Raw genomic sequence first — 23,955 nt, forward strand, 5'->3', positions numbered from 1 at the left:
GCGCTCTCCTGGAAGTCGGTGTCGGGTGGGATTGGGCTGAGGCAGAAAGTACGACAGCGGCGCGGCTTCGCTAACGAATAAAAACGACGCTCCATATTCAATAAGCATCGTTTTCGCCGGGCCATGACGGCGCTACGCTAGGCGGCATTCGATGCGCAACTGCGCTGATCTTTTCCGGAGTCCTGTTCCATGTCTTCGACGTCTGCCCTGCGCCGGCTGCCCGGCAGCGATGCGCGCCTTGGCGAGGTGCTGGCGGCGCTGTCCGCGCGCTTTGCCGGAGATGCCGGCGCGCACGATGCCGCGGCCAGCTTCCCGCACGACAACTTTGCGCAGCTGCACGCCCATGGCCTGATTGCGCAGGTGGTGCCGTGCGCGCACGGTGGCGGCGGCGCGGGGCTGGCGCAGGCGCGCCGCATCGTGGCCGCGCTGGCCGGCGGCGACGCCGCGACCGCGCTGGTGCTGACCATGACCTACCTGCAGCATCGCGCGATTGCGCGCGCCGATTCGCACTGGCCGGCGGCGTTGCGCGAGCAGGTCTTCGCCAGCGCGGTGCAGGAGGGCGCGCTGATCAACTCGCTGCGCGTGGAACCGCAGCTGGGCTCGCCCGCGCGCGGCGGCCTGCCGGCCACGATGGCGACACGCGTGGCCGACGGCTGGCGCGTCAGCGGCCGCAAGCTGTACAGCACCGGCATCCCGGCCTTGCGCTGGCTCGCGGTGTGGGCGCGCACCGACGAGCCGCAGCCGCGCGTGGGCGTGTTCCTGGTGCCGGGGCCCGCGGCCGGTATCGCCGGCGTGCGCATCGTCGAGAACTGGAACCACCTGGGCCTGCGTGCCTCGGGCAGCCACGAGACCGTGCTCGACAACGTCTGGATTCCGCCGGACTACGCCGTCGATATCCGTCCGCCCTCGGCCTGGGCCCCGGCCGGCGCCAGCCAGGCGGACCTCGACGCGAACGCGGACCAGCAGGCCTGGATGGTAGTGCTGCTGGGCAGCCTCTATGACGCGGTGGCACGCGCGGCGTCGGCCTGGCTCAACGACTTCGTGCGCGAGCGCGCGCCCGGCAGCCTGGGCGCGCCACTGGCTACGCTGCCGCGCGTGCAGGAGGCCGTCGGCGAGATCGCCGCGCTGCTGCGCGTCAACCAGGTGTTGCTCGACGACGCCGCGGCGCGCACCGACGCGGGCGGGCCGCCGGCCATTGCCGACAGCGGCCTGCTGAAGTTCACCGTGACCGGCAATGCCATCCGCGCGGCGGAGCTGGCGCTGCAGCTGTCGGGCAACCATGGCCTGAGCCGCCACCACCCGCTCGAGCGCCACTATCGCGACGTGCTGTGCAGCCGCATCCATACGCCGCAGAACGATTCGATCCTGCTCGCCGCCGGGCGCGCGCAGCTCGGCGTGTAAGCGCCGCCGCGCCCGCCGTGCTATGTTTGCGGGGCAGCGCCCCGCAGAGGGCCGCGCGGCCGGCCCCGGCAGCCGGCACCACAACGAGACACTCCGGAGCATTCCCATGGGCAGTTCCCCCGATCCCAACGCGCTGGCACCGCTGCGCGATTTCATCACCGGCCTGGCCGCGCTGCTCGACCAGCATCCCGACGAGCCCCGCATCCTGCGTGAAGGCGGGGCCTTGCTGGCAAAGCTGGTCGCGCGCGATGACTGGCTGCCCGAGGCGTGGGCCCAGCCGCACCCCGAGTACTACCAGCAGCACCTGCTGCATTGCGATTCCGCCGAGCGCTTCTCCATCGTCAGCTTTGTCTGGGGACCGGGCCAGCGCACGCCGATCCACGACCACACCGTGTGGGGCCTGATCGGCATGCTGCGCGGCGCGGAAGATGCGCAGGCGTTCGCGCTCGATGCCGCCGGGCGCCCGGTTGCGAGTGGCGCGAGCGTGCGCCTGCTGCCCGGCCAGGTCGAAGCCGTGTCGCCGGCCGTGGGCGATATCCATCGCGTCAACAACGTCTACGACGACCGCGTCTCGGTCAGCATCCATGTCTACGGCGCCAATATCGGTGCGGTGCGCCGCTCGGTCTACGCCGAGGACGGCACCCGCAAGCCCTTTGTCTCCGGCTATTCCAACCAGTCCCTTCCCAATCCGTGGGACCGTTCCCGCGAGCTTGCCCAGTCATGACCACCGTCACCGCTACGCCGGACGTGCCGGCCTTTCCGACGTTTTCTCCAGAAGCAGTGCGCAACGCCTTGCGCAACCGCGACGAAATCGCACTGATCGACGTGCGCGAGGAAGATCCCTTCGCGCAGGAGCACCCGCTGTGGGCCGCGAACTTTCCGCTGTCGCGGCTGGAACTGGACGCGTGGGCGCGCATCCCGCGCCGCGATACGCTGATCGTGATCTACGGCGACCATGGCGGCGCTGACCTGGCGCCACGCGCGGCGGCGGTGCTGCAAGGCCTGGGCTATACCCGCGTGCATCTGCTTGAGGGCGGGCTGCGCGCATGGATCGAGGGCGGCGGCGAGGTGTTCCGCGACGTCAACGTGCCGAGCAAGTCCTTCGGCGAAGTGGTCGAAGCCGCCCGCCATACGCCGTCGCTGGCGGCCGAGGAAGTGCAGGCATTGATCGACAGCCGGGCCGATGTGGTGATCGTCGATGCGCGCCGCTTCGACGAGTACCAGACCATGAGCATCCCGACCGCCACCAGCGTGCCGGGTGCCGAGCTGGTGCTGCGCGTGCGCGAGCTCGCGCCCGATCCGCGCACGCGCGTGATCGTCAACTGCGCGGGACGCACGCGCAGCATCATCGGCACGCAATCGCTGGTGAACGCGGGGATTCCGAACCCGGTGGCGGCGCTGCGCAACGGCACCATCGGCTGGACCCTGGCCGGCCAGCAGCTGGACCATGGCGCCAGCCGCCGCGCCCCGGCCACGGTCGGCGACGCCAACCGCGACAGCGCCCGCCGCGGCGCGCGCGAGATCGCCGACCGGGCCGGCGTGCGGCGCATCGCGCTGGCGCAGCTGGACACGCTGCAGGCGCCCGGGCGCACGTTGTACCGCTTCGATGTGCGTACGCCGGAGGAATTCGCCGACGGCCACCTGCCGGGTTTCGTCAACGCGCCGGGCGGGCAGCTGGTGCAGGAAACCGACCACAGCGCGCCGGTGCGCGGCGCGCGCATCGTGCTGGCGGACGATGACGACGTGCGCGCCGGCATGACGGGATCCTGGCTGGCGCAGATGGGCTGGGAGGTCTGGGTGGTGGAACCGGTGGCGGCGTCGGCGCGCAGCGAAACCGGGGCGGTCGCCGCGCCGGTGCCAACGCCAGCGCCCGTCGCCAGCGTCGGCGCGGCGCAGCTGGGCGCATGGCTGGATGCCGGTGACGGCGGCACCGCCGTGCTGGATTTCACCACCAGCGCCAACTACGTCAGGCGCCATATCCCGGGCGCGCATTTTGTCATCCGCGCCCAGCTGGCCGACGCGCTGGCCCGCATCCCCCGTCCGCGGCGCTACGTGCTTACCTGCGGCAGCAGCTTGCTGGCGCGCTTTGCCGCGGCCGACCTGCGGCGCCTGACCGATGCGGAGGTATTCGTGCTGGAGGGCGGCACCCAGGCCTGGATCGCCGCGGGCCTGCCGCTGGAGAGCGGCGAGACGCGCCTGGCCTCGGACCGCACCGACCGCTATCGGCGCCCCTATGAAGGCACCGACAACCCGCGCGAGGCGATGCAGGGCTACCTGGATTGGGAATTCGGCCTGATCGCGCAACTGGAGCGCGACGGGACGCATGGGTTCAGGGTGGTGTAGGGCGGCCTACAGCCGCAGCAGCAGGCGCATGGCCTCTTCCACCTTGCGCAGGTGGTTGGGGGCCAACGTCGCCAGGGGACGGCTGCCCATGAAACGGCGATTGGATATCGCGCGGACCTGGTCGATCAACAGGTCGGTTTCATAGGCCAATCCCGGCAGCTTCCCCAGCGCCACCCGCAGCGGAAAGCAATCCTCCGGCTCGATCTGCGAGGTCCCGGGCACGACGATGGTGGTCGGATGGCCGGCATCGTTGAGCAGGTCGGTCTGCACCACCAGCGCCGGCCGTTTACGCTTGGCCGGCTCTTCACGGTGGGTCTGGGGATCGAAATCGACCTCCCAGACCTGTCCCCGCCTCAGCTTAAGCAAGGCCGTCTCCGGCGGTGCTGTCCATCTCTTCGTTGGCCGCCAGGTGCATCGCCCCTAACTTGCGCGACAGCATCGCGATACGGTTGGCCATCTCGCGCTCGTTTTTCTCGCGGACGGCGTCGCGGATGTAGTCCGACGTCTTCTGGCCTGCCGCAGTCGCCAGCGCACGGGTTTTCTCGGCCAGTTCTTCGCTTGCGCGGAATGACAAGGTCGTACCTTGCATGAGTGGTTCCGACAATGGGTAATACGCAATTATAGCGCTCATTTGTCACTCGTTTCTGTATTACGAAATTGCAGACGATGAACTCTGAGCCGCTAGGCCAGAGGGTGACAGAAGCCTACGGAGACGGGCAATGGCAGGGGAGGGGAGAAGTCTGAAAGACGTGAAAGACGCGCGATCTCTCTACAGCAAGGGAACGAACGTAACGATTCCCTGTCAATCGTAATCGTTCAGTTACAATGCTGTCCTGCAGCATCCCGGCGGCCCTAAACATCCCGGCCCCGCGATGCCGTCTCCGCCCCCGACCCAATGCGACTGTTGTTTCTGCTGCTGACTGCCATGTGCTTGTCGCTGCTCTCCTTTGGAGCAGCGGCGGACGCGCGCGCGGCGTTGCCGGGGCCGCAGCAGGCCGGGGTGGACCTGATCGACATGGCGGCGGCCCAGCCTGTGGACGATCTGGGCCGGCTCGTGGTGCCCGGCGACGACGGGCTTAACGACGACGATATCTGCGATGACCCGCCACCCGGGTACTGCAATATCTGGTCGGCGGACCTGCTCGATCCGCTCGACCTGCTCGACGAGATCGAAGAATCCAGTGCGCTGTTTGCGTTGCCGCCGGTGAAGCTGCTGCTGCCCAGCGGTGACGTGGCCCAGCGCCCGCCCGGTCGCGCCGACCCGCCGCCTTCGGCCTTCTTCCGGCCGCCCATAGCCCTGGCCTGACCGCCTTCCTGCGCCCGCATCATGCGCGCTGCCGCATGCAGCCGCCCAGCCGCGGGCCGCGCCCCTTTGCCTGATATCGCCAGCCTGCCTGCCGCCTGACCGCGCGGGCATGCCGTTGCCGTTGTGCGTCCTGCCGTGACCGCGTCCCCGTGATGGCGTCACCCCGGGCGGGCGGCAGCGTGGCGAAAGGCAGACGTACTGCTTGCATTCCCGACTCATGACAACCACCAAGCTGACCCTGATCGCGTCGCTTTCGCTGATGGCGCTTGCCGCGGCCCCGGCCCAGGCCGGCGCCCAAGCCGGCGCGTCCGCGAAGGCGACAGACCTGGCCGCCGCGCCCGCGGCCCGCGCACCGCTGGCCAAGCCGGCTGCCGCGCCGCTGCCGGGCGCCGCCATCCTGGCGGCCGCCGCCGTACCGAAGACCGCTCCTGCCGGCGCCGCCGCCGCCGGACCCGCTTACTCGCTGCCCCAGTTGCTCGACCTGGCCCAGTCCACCAACAAGGGCGTGGCCGCCGCCGAAGCCAATGTCGATGCGGCCAGCGCCGCCATTAGCAGCGCCCGCGCCTATCCGAATCCGCAGGTCGAGGTGCTGTATGGCCGCATGTCGGGCAAGCAGCCGGGCGTGGCCAGCGGCAATGCGCCCAGCTATGCCGTGGTGCAGAAGTTCGATTACCCGCACCAGCGCAGCCTGCGCGAGGCCATGGCGACGCGCGGGCTGGAGTCGTCGCAGGCGCTGCGGCAGGGCTTCCGCGCCGACCTGGCCGCGCGCGTGAAGACTGCTTACTACGACGTGCTGCGCCGCGAGAGCGAACTGCACGCGGCCGAGGAAGACCTGGCGATGATGCGCCAGATCCACTCGCGCGCACGCCTGCGCGTGGAGGTGGGCGAGGCCCCGCGCTACGAGCTGATCAAGGCCGAGACCGAACTGCTGGCGTCGCAGAAGAGCCAGCAGACCGCCGAACTGCGCGTCAACCAGGCCAAGGCCGCGCTGCGCCAGCAGGTGGGTGGCGCCATGCCGGGCCAGTTCTCGCTGGCGGGCACGCTGGGCCAGTCGCCCGACGTGCCGCCGCTGCCGGCGCTGCGCGACACCATGACCGCCAGCAACGCCGAACTGGTCCAGCGCCGCATGGAGCTGGAGCGCGCGCAGCTGGGCGTCGATTACCAGAAGTCGCTGCGCTGGCCGGAAGTGGCGCTGCGCGCGAGCACCGACCGCCAGCCCGACAACAACGTCTCGCAGATCGGCCTGATCCTGACCATCCCGCTGTGGGACCGCCGCCGCGGCCCGGTGGGCGAAGCCACCGCGCAGGCCACGCAGGCGCGCAGCGCGCTGGAGATGCGCGAGTTCGAGCTGACGCAGGAACTGGAAGCGGCCTACCGCCAGTACGAAATCAACCAGGCCCAGGTGACGGCGCTGGAGTCCGGCATCGTGCGCGAGGCCGAGTCGGCGCTGGGCGTGGCCGAGGCCGCCTACCGCTTCGGCGAGCGCGGCATCCTGGACTACCTCGATGCCCAGCGCGTGCTGCGTGGCGCGCGCAATGAGCTGATCGCCGCGCAGTACGACCTGCAGCTGGCCGCGATCCAGATCGAAAAGCTTATGTCGACCGCCCCGGGCGCCACCGCCGCGCCGGGCCTGCAGCCGACGTCCAACATCGAACAGAAATAACCATGCGTCCCAATTTCCTGCTTTCGCTGACGGCCGCCGCCGTCCTGACGTTCAGCCTGGCGGCCTGTTCCGACAAACCTGAGCCGGTGGCCGAGGCGCCCAAGCTGCCGCCCGGCGTGATCCAGCCCGAGGGCAACCTGCAGAAGGGCCTGAAGGTGGCCCCGGTGGCCACCTCCCCGTTCAGCGAGATGCTGCGCGTGGCCGGCCGCATTGACTTCGACGAGCAGCGCGTATCGCGCATCGGCGCCAGCGTGACCGGCCGCGTCACCGACCTTTATGCCACGCTGGGCCAGGAAGTGAAGGCCGGCCAGGTGCTGGCGCGCCTGCACAGCAGCGAGCTGGGCGCGGCGCAGATGGCGTTCCTGAAGAGCGAGGCCCAGACCGAGCTGCAAGACCGCAACGCCGAGCGCGCGCGCCAGCTGTTTGCCGCCGACGTGATCGGCCGCGGCGAACTGCAGCGCCGCGAGAGCGAACTGGCGATTGCCTCGGCCGAGATGCGCGCCTACCGCGACCAGCTGCGCGTGCTGGGCATGTCGGCAAGCTCGATCGCGCAACTGGCCAAGAGCGGCAGCATCAACTCGCACTCGCCGGTGTATTCCAGCATCAGCGGCACCGTGGTCGAGCGCAACGTGGCGCAGGGCCAGGTGGTGCAGCCCGCCGACGCGCTCTACACCGTGGCCGACCTGTCGCGCGTATGGGTGGTGGCCGAGGTGCCCGAGCAGCAGGCGGCGCAGGTGGCCGAAGGCCAGAGCGTCGAGATCGAGGTGCCGTCGCTGGCCAACGGCGCCGGCCGCCAGACCATTACCGGCAAGCTGATCTACGTGGGCCGCACGGTCAGCCCGCAGTCGCGAACAGTGCTGGTCCGCACCGAGCTGGAGAACCGCGAGGGCCGGCTCAAGCCGGCCATGCTGGCCAGCATGCTGATTGCCGGCAAGCCGGTCGACCAGCTGGTGGTGCCGGCGGCGGCGGTGGTGCGCGACGGCAATGACGAGCTGGTCTATGTCGAGATGCCGGGCAACAAGTACCGCCTGACCCGCGTCAAGCTGGGCGCCGAAAGCGATGGCATGCGCGTGGTCCAGAACGGCGTGAAGGCCGGCGACCGCATCGTGGTCGAGGGCGCCTTCCACCTGGACAACGAGCGCAAGCGCCTCGAACAAGGGTAATCGGCCATGATGAAATCCCTAGTCGAAGCCGCCATCAAGCAGCGGCTGGTGGTGTGCGTCCTTGCCGTGGTGCTGTTCTTCTTCGGCCTGCGTGCTGCCACCAAGCTGTCGGTGGATGCGTTCCCGGATGTGACCAACGTGCAGGTGCAGATTGCCACCGAAGCCGCGGGCCGTTCGCCCGAGGAAGTGGAGCGCTTTGTCACCGTGCCGGTGGAAATGGCCATGACCGGCCTGCCCGGGCTGGAAGAGATGCGCTCGCTGAACAAGGCGGGCCTGTCGCTGATCACGCTGGTGTTCACCGATGCCACCGACGTGTACTTCGCGCGCCAGCTGGTGATGGAGCGCCTGATCGAAGTGGGCGGGCGCATGCCCGAGGGCGTCACGCCCGTGCTGGGGCCGGTCTCGACCGGCCTGGGCGAGGTCTACCAGTACACGCTGGACCGCGCCGACGACGGCAACCGCGAACTGACCCAGGAAGAGCTGGCCGAGCGCCGCATCGCCCAGGACTGGGTGGTGCGCCCGCTGCTGCGCTCGATTCCCGGCGTGGCCGAGATCAACTCGCAGGGCGGTTATGTGCGCCAGTACCAGGCGCTGGTCAACCCGGAGCGGATGCGCCATTACGGCGTGTCGATCCAGCAGGTCTACGAGGCGCTGGCGCGCAACAACGCCAACTCCGGCGGCGGCGTGCTGCCGCACTACGCCGAGCAGTACCTGATCCGCGGCGTCGGCCTGGCCAAGGGTGTCGAGGACCTCGGCAGCATCGTGCTGAAAGAGGTCAACGGTACGCCGGTCTACCTGCGCGACGTGGCCAACGTCACCATCGGCCATGAGGTGCGCCAGGGCGCGCTGGTCAAGAACGGCCAGACCGAGGCGGTCGGCGGCATCGTCATGATGATGCGCGGCGGCAATGCCAAGGAAGTGGTCAGCCGCGTCAAGGCCCGCGTGGCCGAGATCAACGAGCGCGGCATGCTGCCGGGCAAGCTGCAGATCGTGCCGTACTACGACCGCAGCGAGCTGGTCGACGCGGCGCTGTGGACCGTGACCAAGGTGCTGCTCGAAGGCGTGGTGCTGGTGGTGATCGTGCTGTTCCTGTTCCTGGGCGACGTGCGTTCGTCGGTGATCGTGCTGGCCACGCTGGTGCTGACGCCATTGCTGACCTTCATGGTGATGAACGAGGCGGGGCTGTCGGCCAACCTGATGTCACTGGGGGGGCTGGCGATCGCCATCGGCCTGATGGTCGACGGCTCGGTGGTGGTGGTCGAGAACGCGTTCGAGCGGCTCGGCCACAAGGAGCCCGGACTGAGCAAGACCGAGATCCTGGTCAAGGCGGTGCAGGAAGTGGCCACGCCGGTGATCGTGGGCGTGGGCATCATCATCCTGGTGTTCCTGCCGCTGATGACGCTGTCGGGCATGGAAGGCAAGATGTTCGCGCCGCTGGCGTTCACCATCTCGATCGCGCTGGCGATCTCGCTGTTCCTGTCGCTGACGCTGTCGCCGGTGCTGTCGTCGTACCTGCTCAAGGGCGGTGCCGAGCATGACACGTTCCTGATCGCCTTCATGAAGCGCCACTACCTGCGCCTGCTGCACTGGGCGCTGGGCAACAGCCGCAAGACCGTGCTCAGCGCGGTCGGCGCCTTTGTCGCCACGCTGCTGATCGTGCCGCTGCTTGGTACCTCGTTCATTCCGGAGATGAAGGAAGGCTCGATTGTCCCCGCGATCGACCGCGTGCCCAATATCTCGCTGGAAGAGTCGATCAAGCTGGAGAAGGAAGCCAACAAGCTGGTGCTGGGCGTGCCGGGCGTGAAGTCGGTGGTGTCGGGCGTGGGCCGCGGCGAAAGCCCGGCCGACCCGCAGGGCCAGAACGAATCGACCCCGATCGCGAGCCTGAAGGACCGCGACGAGTGGCCCGACGGCTGGACCCAGGACGATATCGCCAATGCCATCCGCGAAAAGCTCAAGGCCATTCCGGGCGTGCAGATCGTGATGGCGCAGCCGATCTCGGACCGCGTCGACGAAATGGTCAGCGGCGTGCGTTCCGACGTGGCGGTGAAGGTGTTCGGCGATGACCTGGACAAGCTGCGCGAGCTGGCGGGCGAGATCGCCCGCGTCGCCGGCGGCATCCAGGGCTCGCAGGATATCCGCATCGAGCGCGTGTCGGGCCAGCAGTACCTGTCGATCGAGATCGACCGCCAGGCGATTGCGCGCTACGGGCTGAACGTCTCCGACATCCACGATGTGATCGAGATCGCCATCGGGGGCAAGCGCGCCACGGACATCTTCGAAGGCGAGCGCCGCTTTGCGGCGGCGGTGCGCCTGCCGGACGAGTTCCGCAACAACGTGCAGTCGATCCGCCAGCTGCTGGTGAACACGCCGGACGGCACGCAGGTGCCGCTGCAGAGCGTGGCCAGGATCGACGTCAACGACGGTCCCGCGCAGATCAGCCGCGAAATGGCCAAGCGCCGCGTGGTGGTGATGATCAACGTGAAGGACCGCGACCTCGGCGGCTTCGTCGCCGAGCTGCAGCAGGCCACCGGCGCCAAGGTCAAGCTGCCCGAAGGCTATTACCTCGAGTGGGGCGGCCAGTTCCAGAACATGGAACGCGCCATGGGCCACCTGAAGATCATCGTGCCGGTCACCATCGCCGCGATCTTCTTCCTGCTGTTCCTGCTGTTCAACTCGCTGCGCTTTGCCACGCTGATCATCACGGTGCTGCCGTTCGCATCGATCGGCGGCATCATCGGGCTGTTCGTCACCGGCGAGTACCTGTCGGTGCCGGCGTCGGTGGGCTTTATCGCGCTGTGGGGCATGGCGGTGCTGAACGGGGTGGTGCTGGTGTCGTACATCCGCACGCTGCGCGACTCGGGCCTGTCGCTCGACGAGGCGGTGGTGCAGGGCGCGACGCAGCGTTTCCGTCCGGTGATGATGACCGCGACCATCGCCATGCTGGGCCTGGTGCCGTTCCTGTTCTCTACCGGCCCGGGTTCCGAGGTTCAGCGGCCGCTGGCGGTGGTGGTGATCGGCGGGCTGATTACGTCGACGCTGCTGACGCTGGTGATGGTGCCGACGCTGTACCGCTGGTTCGATGATAGCAAGCCGGATCCGACTCGGGATGTGCCGGTGTAATTGTTGAACCGCTGGTTTGCTCCCCTCTCCCGCCTGCGGGAGAGGGGCCGGGGGAGAGGGCAGGCACTGGCATACCGACGCGCTTTACTTCGTCGATGCACCGGCCCTCACCCCAACCCTCTCCCGCAAGCGGGAGAGGGAGTACCCAGACGGTCGATCAGGAACCGGTGTGCGTGGCAATAGCCGCAAAGACAACGCCCCATGCAAGTAGCTGCTTGCATGGGGCGTTTTCCGTTTCCAGCTAACACAGGCACCTACGCCAGCCGCATCTCCAGCTGCCGCGTCCACAGTTCCAGCACGAAATCCGGCTCCTCGTGGCGGATATGCCGATACAGCCCCCGCTGCGCACCGATCGCGTCATGCACCGCTTGCGCGGTAATCTGCTGCTCGGCGAACGGATGCCGGAAATGGCAGGCGACGATGACGCCGTCGTCGGCCAGCGCGCGCGCGGCCATGGCGGCGACCTCGTGCCAGTCCGGCTTGGGAAAGTAGTAGCCCAGTTCGGAAAACACCATCAGGTCGAAGCTGCCTTCCGGCCACTGCTGCGGCAATTCGCCGGTCAGCACGCGTGCCTGCGGGAACGGTGCCAGCCGTTGCCGCGCCTGCTCGGCCGCGGTCTCGGCCAGTTCCATCGCCACCAGCTCGTCGCAGCGCGGCGCCAGCGCCACGCTCAGGTGGCCGCCGCCGCAGCCGGGCTCGAAGGCGCGGGCGAAGCGCTCGCGCGGCAGCGTGGCCAGCAGCAGGGCGCGCTTGCGCGCTTCGTACCAGCGCGTGCCGATGCCCCATGGGTCCTGGTTGCGGCCGTACAGGCCGGCGAAATAGTCGCGGTCGACCGGCATGGCGGCAGGCCTCAGTAGCCGTAGTACGGCGCCTCGCGGTAGTAGCCGGAAGGCTGCGGGGCGCACGGCACGTAGGCACGGTCGTAGTCGCGGTAGCAATAGCCCGGCGGCACCGCCGGCGCCGCGTACGAGACCGGCGCGGGTGCGTAGGTGACGGGCGGCGGCGCGACCGGTGCCGCTACCACCGGTCCCGAGGCCAGCATGGCGCCCAGTGCCAGGCCGGCCAGCGCGCCGACCGCCAGCACGGCGCCGGCGTTGGAGCCGCCATGGTGGTGATGCCGGCCGCGCGCGGAGGCGGATCCGGCGGCGACCAGGGTCGCGGCCAGGACCGCCGCGGCGACGGTGCGGGTGGAGGGGCGCATTTCGAACTCCTTGTCATGCACAGCTTGTGTTCCTGAATGATGGACGCAAAGCGGCGATCAAGGTGTTTCGGGCCCCGGGTCGACTTGTTAGCTTTGTAACCGCGGCTTTAAGACCTGCCTATTTCTAACCCGATGTAAGACGCGGTAAGACGGCTGTGTCCGAAACCGCTTATCCGAGCGTTTCGGCCAGCGCCCCCAGCCCGCGCGCGCTGGCGGCAAGCTCGCCGGCCAGCGCCGCGACCAGCTCCGCCGCCGGCAGCGCCCGGGCCAGCGGCACCGCCTGGCCGGCCCACTGTGCGGCAAAGTCGGCGCTGCCGCGCGCCCTGGCGGCGGCGTGCAGGGCCTTGCCGGCATCGTAGGCGGTGGGGTAGTCGGGCGTGGCGGGCGCGTCGGCTGCCGCACCCAGCTCGGTGAAGCGGTTGGCCAGGCCACGGGCATGGCGGCCGGAAATGGCTCGCGTCAGCACGGTCGGCTTGCGCGCCTGCAGCAGGGCCTCGCGGTAAGGACCGTCGGCCACGGTCTCGGGGCAGGCGATAAAGGCGGTGCCAAGCTGCGCGGCTTGCGCGCCGAGCGCCAGCGCCGCGGCGATGCCGGCACCGTCCATGATGCCGCCCGCGGCGATCACCGGCAGGCGGGTCTGCCTCGCCAGCACGCGTACCAGCGCGAAAGTGCCCAGGCCTTCGTCGACGGCGGCCGGGTCGAACACGCCGCGATGGCCGCCGGCCTCGATGCCCTGCGCGACGATCGCGTCGAGGCCGGCCGCCTCGACCGCGCGTGCCTCGTCGAGCGAGGTGGCGCTGGCCAGCAGCACGATGCCGGCGTCGCGCAGCGCGCGGATCCGGCCCGCGTCGGGCAGCCCGAAATGGAAGCTGACCACGGCCGGGCGTTCTTCCAGCAGCATCGCGTGCATGGCTTCGTCGGTGAGGTAGCTGCGATAGATCTCGCGCAGCGCCGTCGGCGGAGTCGCGCCGAATTCGGCAAAGCGCGGCGCGAGGTAGGCCAGCCAGGCCTGCTCGCGCGCGCCATCGGCAACGGCCGGCGCATGGCAGAACACGTTGACGTTGAACGGGCCGCTGCTCAGCGCGCGGGTCTCGCGGATGGCCTTGCGCGCGGCTTCGGCATCCATGGCACCAACGCCGAGCGAACCCAGCCCGCCGGCATTGGTGACGGCCGCGGCGAGGGCGGGCGTGCTGACACCTGCCATGGGTGCCTGGATGATGGGGGTGCGAATGCCAAGCCTGCGCAACAGCGGCAGCCGGTCAGCGATGGGGGTTGTCGGGGTCAATTTGGCGCTCCTTTGGCAAGGTTCGATGGCGATGGTGCGGCGAGGAGGGACGGCAGGGGTCAGCCGTCGCGCAGCTCGCGCACGAAGGCGTCGCAGGCGTGCGTGGCATAGCCGGCACGCTTGACGATATAGGTGTGCACCGCGCGTACCGGGACGGTCTGCACGTCGACCGCGTCGCGGTGCAGCGCCAGCAGCGAGCGCGGCAGGATCGCCATCGCGGTGCCGGCGCTGACGCAGGCCAGCATGGCGTGGTACGACGGCATCTCGGTGATGGCCAGGCGCTGGCGCATGTCGTCGCTGCCCTGCGCCAGCCAGGCTTCCGCGCACTGGCGGTAGGTGCAGCCCTTGGGGAAGGCGGCCAGGCGGCGCAACGCGACGTCCTGCGGCCCGTGCGCCTTGGGATGGCTGCCGGGCAGCACCAGTTGCAGGTGTTCGGTGAACAGATAGGTGCCTTCCAGGCCGGGGGCCAGTTCATCCATGTCGACCGCGCGCGCCGGCCCTGCGCCGGGGTGTGCGACCACGGCGCAGTCCAGACGGTGGTCGAGCACGGCATCGACCAGCGCGCGCGTGGTGCCGGTGCGGATCTCGATTTCCACGCCCGGCCAGGCCGCGTGGAAGCGCGCCAGCGGCATCGGCAGGCGGTTGGCGGCGGCGCTTTCCATGGTGCCGATGCGCAGGCGGCCCGACGGCGCGGCGCCCTGCACCGACTGCCGCGCTTCTTCGGCCAGCGCCAGCATCTGGTTGGCATAGGCGAGCAGCCGGTGCCCTTCGGGCGTCAGCAGCATGCGCTTGCTGTCGCGCTGGAACAGCGCCACGCCGAGCGCTTCTTCCAGTTGCTTGACGCGCGTGGTGACGTTGGACTGCACCCGGTCCAGCAGGCGCGCGGCGCGGGTGATGCTCTGCTCCGTGGCTACGGCGCGGAAGATTTCGAGTTCGGCCAGTTCCATCAAGGGTTGGGCGCGGCAGGCGGAAAAGAGGTCATCTGGATATTCTCGTTTGGAGAATATAATAAAACAGAAAATCTTTCCAAGAGAATATCTGTTGCAGCCGCCCCGTGCGCGCCGCGGGGAGGCCGCGTTGTAGCGGGGGAACAGAGCGGCACACCGCCGCCGGCCATCAGCCGGTCGCCAGCGCGCGCTCCGGTTCGGGCCCGAACGGCGGCATGTTCTCCAGCCGCAGCGACTGCGGCACCGACAGCGAGATGCCGGCGGCGCGCAGCCGCTTGAGGATCTCGAACAGCAGGTCGCTGCGAGTATTCGCGGCGATGCGCGGGCTGCCGACATAGCCGGTCACCGACAGCGTGATGCCGTTGGGCGCGAGCTGGCTGAACATCACCGACGGCGCGGGCACGTCGAGGATGCTTTCGTTCTCGCGGTAGACGTCGAGCAGCAGGTCGCGCAATTGCTCCGGGTCGGTGTTCAGCGGGAAGGTGAGCTGCAGCGAGGCCACCCCCTGGGTGCTGTTGCTCATGGTGACGTTGCGCAGGTTCTGCGAGATCAGCTGCGAGTTGGGCACGATCACGGTGGAGCGATCGCCGAGCTGGATCTCGGTGGCGCGCACGTTGATGCGGCGGATGTCGCCCTCGACGCCGGCGATGCTGACCATGTCGCCCACCTTGACCGGGCGCTCGGTCAGCAGGATCAGGCCGGAGACAAAGTTCTTCACGATCTCCTGCAGGCCGAAGCCGATGCCGACCGACAGCGCGCTGACGATCCACGCCAGGTTGTCCCAGCGCACGCCCAGCAGCGACAGCGTCAGCAGCACCAGCAGCACGTAGCCGACATTGCTGAACAGCGTGATCAGCGACGCGCGCAGCCCGGGCTCCATGCACAGCTTGGGCAGCAGCTCCGCATCCAGCCAGCGCCGCACCGTGCGCAGCAGCCAGATGCCCACGCCCAGCGCAACCAGCGCGTTGAGGATGCGCTCGGGCATGATGTTCAGGCTGCGCAGCTTTTCGCCGCCCAGCACGGTGACCAGGCTGTTGACCAGGTCCGCGGGGGTGGTGCCGAAGCCGCCGGTCAGCAGCGCCACCACGGCCAGCAGCAGCAACAGGCTGGCGCCGATGCCGGACAGGATGGTGGCGGCCTGCTCCAGCCGCGCATCGTCGACGCCGAACAGCTGCTTGATCACCTGGCCGCTGGCGTGCTGGGTCGAGAACAGGCTTTCGAACAGATCGCGCGTAACCTGGGTCAGCAGGTAAAGGCTGCACAGCACGATGTCGAACCAGACCAGCTCGTAGGTCAGGAAGCGCGCAAAGCTGATATAGCCGGCCAGCAGCGCCACCATCGACACGATCACGATCAGGGTGACACCGGCGTGGATCAGGCCCGCCAGCGTGGCGCGCGCCTCGGGCTGCTCGCCGGCGGCGGCCAGCTCGTTGCGCACGCGGTTGGCGCGCAGCAGCGCCGCGCCGATGGTCAGCACCACCACCAGCGAGACCAGCCCGCGCCCCAGCAGCGTGACCTGCACGCTGGTATCGGCAATGCGGTTGAGCTGTTCCAGCGTGCCGGCCAGCAGCAACAGCCCGGCCAGCACCGCGGGGAACGGCTTCATCGCCCGCGCTACGGGGTCGGCCAGGGCGGGCAGGCGCCAGGACGGGTGGCGCGTGCACAGCAGCGCGCGCCCGAGGCCCGCGATCAGGGCACTGGTCAGGGTCAGCTTGACCAGCCCGCCGTACAGCGTCATCAGGTCCGGCGGCAGTTCATAGTTGCGGGTGAAGGCGTTGTAGACGATCTGCACCGCCAACCCCGTGGTGGCCACCGTCGCGATGGTGGTGGCCAGCGCCAGCGCGCTGCGCCGCAGCCGCGTCGGCGGCAGCTTGTTCAGGCAGAACCAGGCCAGCGCGCGTTCGGCCAGGCGCTTGCCCAGCAGCCACACGCCCAGCGCGAGCAGCAGCAGGGCGATGGTGGCGGCGCGCTGCGACGGCTGCCAGGCCAGCTGCACCATCGGCGCCACCTGATCCAGGAACGCGGCCATGCGCGCGCGGTCCTCGGCGGCGGGGCTGACCATCGGCTTCCAGAACTGCGGGTTCAGGATGCTGTCGGAGCGCAGCGCCAGCTGGTCTTTCAGCTGGCTGCGCTGCAGCCGTCCAATCTGGCCGCTCAGGTTGGCGATGTTCTCCTTGCTCTCGGCGGCCTGCTTGAGCTGCGCATCGAGCTGCAGGCGCCGCGCGTTCAGTTCGGCGCGCTGGCGGACCACCGCCGGGGCTTCCTTGGCGATGCCGTCCGACGGCGGCGGGCCCAGCACGTCGAGCTGCGCCTGCAGCTGGGCGCGCTGCGGCGCCAGCGCGGCGGACAGCTTGTCGACATCGGCATCGAGCTTGTGCAGGTCATGGTCAAGCTCATCCAGCTTGGTGGTGCCGTCGGGATCGGAGGCCTGCTGCTTGATGCGGTCCTGCTCGGTCTGCAGGCGCTTGAGTTCGGCACTGGCTTCGGTGTGGGTGAGGGCGGGCGGCTGTTGCGCCTCGGTGGCGGAAGCGGCCTCGGATGCCGGCGCCGCGCTCGCGGCGGGCAGGGTGGCTGGCATCAGGTGGCATAGCGCAGCGAGCGCAAGGCCCAGTGCGAGCCGTGAAACGTTGCTCATGGCGGAATCTCGTCGGACGGTGACGGCTTGCGGCAGTCCGGCATCGACCTGAGGGATCGCCTGTCGCGCCGGCATCAGGCAGGATGCGGCGCGGCGACCGGATGCGGGAACGGCCGGGACACCGGCAATGAACAGGCGAGGGGACCGCCGCTCGCTGGCGATCCCCTCGGCGCATGGTCAGGCCAGGCCAAATGCGCCGATGCATTGGCATCGGCAGCGGCTGGGCGCGATTCGCGAAATTATAGAAAAACGCATCCGCCACACCGCCGCATGCCGCGGCGGATCGGGCACACTGTGACAAATTGATACGCATCCATGCCCGTGGCGCCGGCGCGGCCGCCGTCGGCATGCTCGCCGCCATCGCAGTAACATCACCGGCTTCGGGCCCTGCGCGGCCCGCATTGCCTCAGTCACTCAACATCTTCTGGAGAACGCATGGCGCTGGCGTCAGGCACCGAAAAGGCCAGGGTCGACGGCGACGCCGGGCCGATTGAAATGCTGGTCGACCGACCGAAAGGCGATCCGCGCGGCATTGCCGTGGTGAGCCATCCGCACCCCTTGCTGGGCGGTTCGGCTACGCACAAGGTGCCGCACCAGTTGGCCAAGGCGCTGGTGGCGCGCGGCTACCTGACCGTGCGGCCGAATTTCCGGGGCGTGGAAGGCTCCGGCGGCGCCCATGACCAGGGCCGCGGCGAGGCGCAGGACATGCTGGCGGTGGTGTCCCACCTGCGCGACGCGCATCCCGGCCTGCCGCTGGCGCTGGCCGGGTTTTCCTTCGGTGCCTTCGTCATGACCCATGTTGCCGCGGCCCTGGCGGCGCAGTCCGTGCCGATCCGCCACCTGGTGCTGACGGGCGTCCCCTACGGCGTGGTGAAAGGCCATCGCAGCTATGACACGCCCGCCGTGCCGGCCGATTGCCTGGTGGTCCATGGCGAGCGCGACGAGCGCGCGCAACTCGCCGCGCTGTTCGACTGGGCCCGGCCCCAGGCATTGCCCGTAGTGGTGGTGCCGGGCGCGGATCACTTCTTCACCGGCAAGCTGCCGCTGCTGGTGCGCATCGTCGGCGGCTACCTCGACCGGCCCGCGCACGGCGCCACCGTGTAAAAACTTCGATCGTTGCCGCGCTTGCGCGGTGCGCGCCGGCGCGGCGGTCCGCGAGGCGCGAGCCGCCGCGCGCCGCGGTGACCGGCCGTGAGGCATGGATGATGCTACCGATAGCAGACACGGCGCCAGATATGGCGCAACCCGCGCGTTCAGATCGGAGGCAATCCATGAAAGACTATCCACCGTCGGAAATCAGGGAAACGTGGCGCAACCGCGGCTATGGCGAGCCCGGCGATACGCGCCAGGCACACCACTGGCGCAGCGGCAATCCGGGCGGCTCGGGCTTTGGCTACGGGCAGGCGCGCTATGGCACGGAAGACGGCGAGGGTCCGGAAGACCAGTACCGTCCCGGCATCCCGGCGCGGACCGCATCGCGCCGGCTGCCCAAGAACTACCAGCGCACCGACACGCGCATCCGCGACGACCTGTGCGAACGGCTGGCGCATGCCGACGACGATGTCTCGGACGTGACCGTCGACGTTGGCTCGGGCATCGTCACGCTGACCGGCACCGTGGCCGAGCGCGGCATCAAGTACCGCATTGAAGAGCTGGCCGAAGACGTGCTGGGCGTCAATGAGGTGCGCAACAACCTGCAGGTGGCGCGCCGCGCAGGCGGTACGGACGACGGACAGCAGGAGGCCGGCGCGGGCGGCAGCGTGCCCGGACAGCGGCGCCTGGGCCAGTCTGCCGGCTGGCGCCAGCCGGTGGGAGAGGTGGGCGCGGACGTGTTGTATATCGTCCAGTCGCGCGACGGGCGCTTCCTCGGCGCGGAATCCGGCGAGGCCGTGCTGGTGCCGGGGATTGCCCAGGCCGGCCTGTTCGACGATCCGGATGAAGCCCGCGCCGCGGCGCAGGAGCATTGCAGCCGCGGCTATCGCATCCTGGCGACGCGGCGCTGACGCGCGCCGCACTCAGGCATTGGGCACGGCAGGCGCGCTGGCCGGATCCGGGTGGATCTGCATCACGGCGGCGCGCTTCTCCAGCAGGTGCTGGCGCAGGATGGACGCCAGGCGCTTGCCGTCGCGGGCTTCCAGCGCGCGGATCATTTCTTCGTGGTCGTGCACCGCGCGCTCCCACTTGTCGGTCTGGTGGTTGGAGCGGAAGCGCATCGCCTTGAGCCGCCGGTTCAGCGTCAGGTAGGTCTGCAGCAGGGTCTGATTGCGCGCCGCCGCGGCGATGCGGTCGTGGATTTCCTGGTTGCGGCTGTAGTAGCCAGGAAGGTCGTTGCGGGCATGGCAGGCCAGCATGGCGTAATGCAGCGCCTTGATCTCGGCCAGTTCCGGCGCGGTGATGCGCTCGCACGCCAGCTCGCCGGCAAAGGCTTCCAGGCCGCTCATCAGTTCGAACGCCTCCCACGCCTCGGCCTCGCTCATGCGCGAGACGCTGGCGCCGCGGTTGGGCGAGATCTCGATCAGCCCCTCGGCGGCAAGCACCTTGAGCGCCTCGCGCAGCGGCGTGCGCGAGATCCCCAGCGTTTCGCACAGTTCGCGCTCGTTCAGCTTCATGCCGGGCGCCAGCACCCCTTCGACGATGAAGTTGCGCAGGTGGTCGACCACGGTGTCGTGCAGCCGCTGGCGCACCACCTTGGGCAGGAGCGGGGCGGCGGTGGTGCCGGTTCCGGTGCCGGTGCCGTCCGAAGGTTGCATGCAATGTCCCTGTCATTAGCGTGGTGCCATTCTAAGACATTGCCGGCCTGCCGCAACGACGCCGCTACCCTTGCGCTTAGCGCGCCGGGCCGCGCAGCGGCACGCCGCTTTCGCGCGGCGCCCCGGCGCCCGCGCCCCGCCCGATCAACGCTACCGACAGCGCCGACACCAGTCCCGCGAACGCCACGTAGGCGCAGATCTGCCAGGGCTGGCCGCCGCCCGACTTGAGCAGCGCCGTGGCGATGATGGGCGTGATGCCGGAAGCGAAGATGCCCGAGAACTGGTAGACGAACGAGATCCCGGTGTAACGCACCCTGGCATCGAACAGCTCGCAGAACAGCGCCGCCTCCGGCCCGTACACCGCGGCGTAGAGGATGCCGAACGGCACCACGATGGCCAGCCACAGCAGCATGGTGTTGCCGCCGCTGTTCAGCATCAGCCAGAACGCGGGGAAGGCCGACAGCGCGGTGATCAGCGCACCCCAGAAATACACCCGCGTGCGGCCGATGCGGTCGGACAGGTGGCCGAAGAACGGGATGAAGAAGCACATCGCGATCGCCGCCGCCATCACCCCGACCAGCGCCTGCGTGCGGCTGATATGGACGGTCTGGGTCAGGTAGGTGATCGAGAACACGCCGAAGACGTTGAAGAAGACGCCGTCGATATAGCGCGCGCCCATGCCCTTGACGATATTGCCGGGATAGCGCCGCATCATGTCGACAAAGGGAATCTGCGTTTCGGCATTGCGCTGCTTGATCACGGCGAATTCCGGCGTTTCCTTGACGTTGAGCCGGATATACATGCCGACGAACACCATCGCCGCCGAGATCAGGAACGCCACGCGCCAGCCCCAGGCCAGGAACTGCGCATCCGACAGCGTCAGCGACAGCAGCGCCACCACGCCCGAGGCCAGGCACAGTCCGATCGCCAGCCCGATCTGCGGCAGCGACGCGTAGAAGCCCTTGCGGTGCGCCGGGGCGTACTCGTACGCCATCAGCACCGCGCCGCCCCATTCGCCGCCCAGGCCGATGCCCTGCAGCACGCGCAGCAGCAGCAACAGCACCGGCGCCAGGATGCCGATGCTGTCATAGGTCGGCACCAGCCCGATCAGGAAGGTGGAGACGCCCATGATCATCAGCGTCATCACCAGCATGCTCTTGCGCCCGACCTTGTCGCCGAAGTGGCCGAAGATCACGCCGCCGAGCGGGCGCGTGACAAAGCCCACCGCAAAGGTGGTGTAGGCCAGCATGGTGGCCACCAGCGGGTCGTCGCCGGGGAAGTACAGCTTGTTGAAGACCAGGCCGGCGACCACGCCGTACAAAAAGAAGTCATACCACTCGATGGTGGCGCCGATCACGGACGCCAGCGCGACCTTGCGGATCGCCTGTTCGTTGGGGCTAGTCATGCTTGTCTCCTCTGGTGGTGGGCGGCGTCCTCTGGAAGGATGGTTATGGACGCCGATGCGCTGCGGGGCTGGCCTGGTGGTTATGGATGCCCGGCCCGCCGGTTTTCCGCTTCAGGCCGCGGCGGCCATCGGCGCGACCACGTCGGCGTGGTGGATCTCGCGCCGCGCGTCTTCACGGATCAGGTCTGCCGCGCGCTCGGCCATCATCACCACCGGCACGTTGGTGTTGCCCGAGACCAGGGTGGGCATTACCGAGCAGTCCACCACGCGCAGCCCGCCGATGCCGTGCACGCGCAGGCGCGCATCGACCACCGCCAGCGGATCGGCGGCCGGACCCATCTTGGCCGTGCCCGACGGATGGAAGATGGTGGCGCCGTACTCGCGGCAGAAGTGCAGGATCTCGTCGTCGCTGCGCACATCGTCGCCGGGGCGGAATTCGCGCTTCATCAGGCCGCGCATCGGCTCGGTCTGCGCCACGCGCCGCGCATAGCGCACCGCGGCGACGGTGCAGCGCCGGTCCAGTTCGGCCGACAGGTAGTTGGGCTGCATCGACGGCGGCTCGAACGGGTCGGTCGAACGGATTCTCACGGTGCCGCGCGACGCGGGCCGCAGCTGGCATACGGAATAAGTGCAGCCGGAGAACGGATGCACGGTGCCGCCGGCCATGTCGGCCGACAGTGTCGAGAAATGGAACTGCGTGTCCGGCGTCGCGCTTTCCTGGGGCAGGGCGCGGCAGAACATCGCGCCCTGGTTGATGCCGATCGCCAGCGGGCCCTTGCGCAGCAGCAGCCATTCCAGGCCCATGCGCGCCTTGCCGGCCAGGGTGCGCAACTGGTCGTTGGTGGTGATGGGTTTGGCCACCTCGTAGATCAGCCGGATCTGCAGGTGATCCTGCAGGTTTTCGCCGACGCCCGGCAGCGCATGCACCACCGGCACGCCCAGCTCTTGCAGCAGCGGCGCCGGGCCGATGCCGGACAGCTGCAGCAGCTGTGGCGACTGCAGCGCGCCGGCGCACAGGATCACCTCGCGCCGCGCCCGCAGGATATAGGGCTGGCCATGCTGGGTGTAGCGCACGCCCACGGCGCGCTTGCCTTCAAACAGGATGCCGGTGGTGTGCGCATCGGTTTCGACGCGCAGGTTGGCGCGCCCCCGCGCCGGGCGCAGGTATGCCACCGCGGTGGAGCAGCGCCAGCCGTTGCGCGTGGTGAGCTGGTAATAGCCGACGCCTTCCTGGTCGCCGCTGTTGAAGTCGGTCTGGCGCGGCAGGCCCAGCGCCTGCCCGGCGGCGACGAAGGCATCGACCAGCGGATGGCGCCGGTCGATCGAGGTGGCATTGAGCGGGCCCCCGGTGCCACGCGTCGGCCCGGCGCCGAGGTCGTTGTGCTCGAGCTTGCGGAAGTAGGGCAGGCAGTCGTCCCAGCCCCAGCCCGGATTGCCCAGCGCGGCCCAGTGGTCGTAGTCCTCGCGCTGGCCGCGCACGTAGATCAGGCCGTTGATGGCGCTGCTGCCGCCCAGCGTGCGCCCGCGTGGCCAGTAGATGCGGCGGTTCAGCATGTTGGGATCGGGGTCGGTATAGAAGCCCCAGTTCACCTGCTTGTGGAACATGGTCTTGCCGTAGCCGATCGGGATATGGATCCACGGGTAGCGGTCGGGCGGGCCCGCCTCGAGCAGGCAGACCGAATAGCGGCCGTCTTCGCTGAGCCGGTTGGCCAGCACGCACCCGGCCGAGCCCGCGCCCACCACGATGTAGTCAACGGTTTGCGACATCGTCGCTGTCTCCTGTTTCTGGCCTGGGCACAGAGCCCGCGGCCTGGATTTATAATCTGAAACGTTCTGTTCCGGATTTTATTTTCCCGTGCCGGAATGGAAAGCCCAATCGCGAGGAGACGCCGGTTGTGAAACAGAACATGTCAATCCCGTTTCAGAATCGCACTGCAGCAGAGGACGGGGTGCCGGAGGAGGATGCCCGCAGCCTGCGCGTGCTGACGGTGCTGTCCAGCCTGGCACGGGCGCAGCAGCCGCAGACGCTGTCGCAGCTCGCGCAGCGCCTGCATGTGCCCAAGGCGACGCTGATGCGCCTGCTCACGGCGATGGAGCGCAGCGGCTTCGTGGTGCGGATGCCGGCCGAGCGCGGCTATGTGCCCGGTCCGGCCGCGGCGGCGTTGGCGCTGCAGACGCTGCGCAGCCCGCCACTGCTGCGCGAATGCCGCGGCATCCTGGCGCGGCTGGTGGCGCGGCTGGGCGAGACCTGCAACCTGACCGCGCTCGACGGCGACCGCGTGCTTTACGTCGAGCGCGTGGAAACGCACGAGCCGCTGCGCCTGCAGCTATCGCCCGGCATCCATGTGCCGCTGCATTGCACTGCCAGCGGCAAGCTGTTCCTGTCGGCGATGAACCGGCTGGAACGCCAGCAGACGCTGCGGCGCCTGGACCTGGCCGCGCACACGCCGCGCACGCTGTCCGACCTGCCGGCACTCAATGCCGAGCTGGACCGGCTGGGTGCGCGCGGCATCGGCGTCGATCACGAGGAATTCGTGCGCGGCATGTGCGCGGTGGCGGTGCCGGTGCGCGAACCGGACGGCGCCGGACCGGGCCGGGTGGTTGCCGCGATCGCCTGTCACGCGCCGACGGCGCGGGCCTCGCTGGAAGCGTTACTGCAGGCGGTGCCGACGCTGCAGGGTGCGGCGAAGGAGATGGCGTCGGTGCTGTGCACGCACTGAGCCGGGCTGCAAG

At 69.2% G+C, this 23,955-nt stretch carries 20 protein-coding genes; 10 read left to right on the top strand and 10 right to left on the bottom strand.

All coding sequences use genetic code 11. The annotated features are described in order from the left end of the window. Nucleotides 1-189: 189 nt before the first annotated feature. The 3 genes from MKD50_RS03345 to MKD50_RS03355 all read left to right on the top strand — a co-directional run bounded on the left by MKD50_RS03345 (nucleotide 190) and on the right by MKD50_RS03355 (nucleotide 3,744). Nucleotides 190-1,401 (top strand): acyl-CoA dehydrogenase family protein, encoded by a 1,212-nt coding sequence (locus tag MKD50_RS03345; protein ID WP_252666374.1) that lies wholly within the window; start codon nucleotides 190-192, stop codon nucleotides 1,399-1,401. 106 nt (nucleotides 1,402-1,507) lie between these two features. Beyond that, nucleotides 1,508-2,125: a cysteine dioxygenase family protein gene (locus MKD50_RS03350; RefSeq protein ID WP_240070907.1), complete on the top strand. Its 618-nt coding sequence runs from the start codon at nucleotides 1,508-1,510 to the stop codon at nucleotides 2,123-2,125. After that, the gene (locus MKD50_RS03355; protein WP_252666375.1) at nucleotides 2,122-3,744 is read left to right on the top strand and encodes a rhodanese-related sulfurtransferase; all 1,623 of its coding nucleotides are present in this window, start codon (nucleotides 2,122-2,124) and stop codon (nucleotides 3,742-3,744) included. Before MKD50_RS03350 ends, MKD50_RS03355 begins: the two co-directional genes overlap by 4 nt. A gap of 6 nt (nucleotides 3,745-3,750) precedes the next feature. Here the strand turns inward: MKD50_RS03355 and MKD50_RS03360 are convergent, their stop codons facing one another. Both MKD50_RS03360 and MKD50_RS03365 read right to left on the bottom strand, forming a co-directional pair. Next, nucleotides 3,751-4,110 carry a type II toxin-antitoxin system PemK/MazF family toxin gene (locus tag MKD50_RS03360; protein ID WP_252666376.1) on the bottom strand — a complete coding sequence of 120 codons (360 nt, stop codon included), beginning with the start codon at nucleotides 4,108-4,110 and terminating at the stop codon, nucleotides 3,751-3,753. Next, the gene (locus MKD50_RS03365; RefSeq protein ID WP_252666377.1) at nucleotides 4,103-4,333 is read right to left on the bottom strand and encodes an antitoxin of toxin-antitoxin stability system; all 231 of its coding nucleotides are present in this window, start codon (nucleotides 4,331-4,333) and stop codon (nucleotides 4,103-4,105) included. The genes MKD50_RS03360 and MKD50_RS03365 overlap by 8 nt, the downstream gene beginning before the upstream one ends. A gap of 306 nt (nucleotides 4,334-4,639) precedes the next feature. Here MKD50_RS03365 and MKD50_RS03370 point away from each other — a divergent pair, with 306 nt between their 5' ends. The 4 genes from MKD50_RS03370 to MKD50_RS03385 all read left to right on the top strand — a co-directional run bounded on the left by MKD50_RS03370 (nucleotide 4,640) and on the right by MKD50_RS03385 (nucleotide 10,999). Beyond that, nucleotides 4,640-5,050: a cobalt-zinc-cadmium resistance protein gene (locus MKD50_RS03370; protein WP_115701367.1), complete on the top strand. Its 411-nt coding sequence runs from the start codon at nucleotides 4,640-4,642 to the stop codon at nucleotides 5,048-5,050. A gap of 217 nt (nucleotides 5,051-5,267) precedes the next feature. Next, entirely contained in the window at nucleotides 5,268-6,713 is a 1,446-nt protein-coding gene (locus tag MKD50_RS03375) for a TolC family protein (protein ID WP_240070904.1), read from the top strand. A gap of 2 nt (nucleotides 6,714-6,715) precedes the next feature. Further along, nucleotides 6,716-7,876 (top strand): efflux RND transporter periplasmic adaptor subunit, encoded by a 1,161-nt coding sequence (locus MKD50_RS03380; protein ID WP_240070903.1) that lies wholly within the window; start codon nucleotides 6,716-6,718, stop codon nucleotides 7,874-7,876. Nucleotides 7,877-7,882: 6 nt separating this feature from the next. Then, entirely contained in the window at nucleotides 7,883-10,999 is a 3,117-nt protein-coding gene (locus MKD50_RS03385) for an efflux RND transporter permease subunit (RefSeq protein WP_115701360.1), read from the top strand. Nucleotides 11,000-11,253: 254 nt separating this feature from the next. Here the strand turns inward: MKD50_RS03385 and MKD50_RS03390 are convergent, their stop codons facing one another. The 5 genes from MKD50_RS03390 to MKD50_RS03410 form a co-directional block, all read right to left on the bottom strand. Further along, nucleotides 11,254-11,838 carry a methyltransferase domain-containing protein gene (locus tag MKD50_RS03390; protein ID WP_115701358.1) on the bottom strand — a complete coding sequence of 195 codons (585 nt, stop codon included), beginning with the start codon at nucleotides 11,836-11,838 and terminating at the stop codon, nucleotides 11,254-11,256. Between the two features lie 11 nt (nucleotides 11,839-11,849). Continuing rightward, the gene (locus tag MKD50_RS03395; protein WP_252666378.1) at nucleotides 11,850-12,200 is read right to left on the bottom strand and encodes a mechanosensitive ion channel protein MscS; all 351 of its coding nucleotides are present in this window, start codon (nucleotides 12,198-12,200) and stop codon (nucleotides 11,850-11,852) included. Nucleotides 12,201-12,369: 169 nt separating this feature from the next. Further along, the gene (locus tag MKD50_RS03400; RefSeq protein WP_256503207.1) at nucleotides 12,370-13,485 is read right to left on the bottom strand and encodes an NAD(P)H-dependent flavin oxidoreductase; all 1,116 of its coding nucleotides are present in this window, start codon (nucleotides 13,483-13,485) and stop codon (nucleotides 12,370-12,372) included. A gap of 59 nt (nucleotides 13,486-13,544) precedes the next feature. Then, nucleotides 13,545-14,432: a LysR family transcriptional regulator gene (locus MKD50_RS03405; protein WP_252666379.1), complete on the bottom strand. Its 888-nt coding sequence runs from the start codon at nucleotides 14,430-14,432 to the stop codon at nucleotides 13,545-13,547. Between the two features lie 169 nt (nucleotides 14,433-14,601). Beyond that, on the bottom strand, nucleotides 14,602-17,067 hold the full coding sequence (locus MKD50_RS03410; RefSeq protein WP_240070899.1) for a DUF3772 domain-containing protein: 2,466 nt from the start codon (nucleotides 17,065-17,067) through the stop codon (nucleotides 14,602-14,604). Between the two features lie 435 nt (nucleotides 17,068-17,502). Between MKD50_RS03410 and MKD50_RS03415 the strand changes: the two genes are divergently transcribed. Together MKD50_RS03415 and MKD50_RS03420 are read left to right on the top strand one after the other, a co-directional pair. Then, a complete protein-coding gene (locus tag MKD50_RS03415) occupies nucleotides 17,503-18,171 on the top strand; it encodes an alpha/beta hydrolase (RefSeq protein ID WP_240070898.1) in 669 nt (222 codons plus the stop codon). A 167-nt stretch (nucleotides 18,172-18,338) separates the two neighbouring features. Next, the gene (locus MKD50_RS03420) at nucleotides 18,339-19,070 is read left to right on the top strand and encodes a BON domain-containing protein (RefSeq protein WP_115701346.1); all 732 of its coding nucleotides are present in this window, start codon (nucleotides 18,339-18,341) and stop codon (nucleotides 19,068-19,070) included. 12 nt (nucleotides 19,071-19,082) lie between these two features. On the opposite strand, the gene MKD50_RS03425 is transcribed toward MKD50_RS03420, so the two are convergent. The 3 genes from MKD50_RS03425 to MKD50_RS03435 all read right to left on the bottom strand — a co-directional run bounded on the left by MKD50_RS03425 (nucleotide 19,083) and on the right by MKD50_RS03435 (nucleotide 22,989). Then, nucleotides 19,083-19,817, bottom strand: a complete 735-nt coding sequence (locus MKD50_RS03425) for a GntR family transcriptional regulator (protein ID WP_240070896.1) — start codon at nucleotides 19,815-19,817, stop codon at nucleotides 19,083-19,085. A gap of 76 nt (nucleotides 19,818-19,893) precedes the next feature. Then, entirely contained in the window at nucleotides 19,894-21,222 is a 1,329-nt protein-coding gene (locus tag MKD50_RS03430; RefSeq protein ID WP_115701341.1) for an MFS transporter, read from the bottom strand. A gap of 111 nt (nucleotides 21,223-21,333) precedes the next feature. Next, a complete protein-coding gene (locus tag MKD50_RS03435; protein WP_252666380.1) occupies nucleotides 21,334-22,989 on the bottom strand; it encodes a GMC family oxidoreductase in 1,656 nt (551 codons plus the stop codon). 128 nt (nucleotides 22,990-23,117) lie between these two features. Here MKD50_RS03435 and MKD50_RS03440 point away from each other — a divergent pair, with 128 nt between their 5' ends. Beyond that, nucleotides 23,118-23,942, top strand: coding sequence for an IclR family transcriptional regulator (locus MKD50_RS03440; protein WP_252666381.1), 825 nt, complete (start codon nucleotides 23,118-23,120; stop codon nucleotides 23,940-23,942). Nucleotides 23,943-23,955: the final 13 nt, after the last annotated feature.

It is taken from the genome of Cupriavidus mimosae, from assembly GCF_023952485.1.
Lineage (GTDB): Bacteria > Pseudomonadota > Gammaproteobacteria > Burkholderiales > Burkholderiaceae > Cupriavidus > Cupriavidus taiwanensis_C.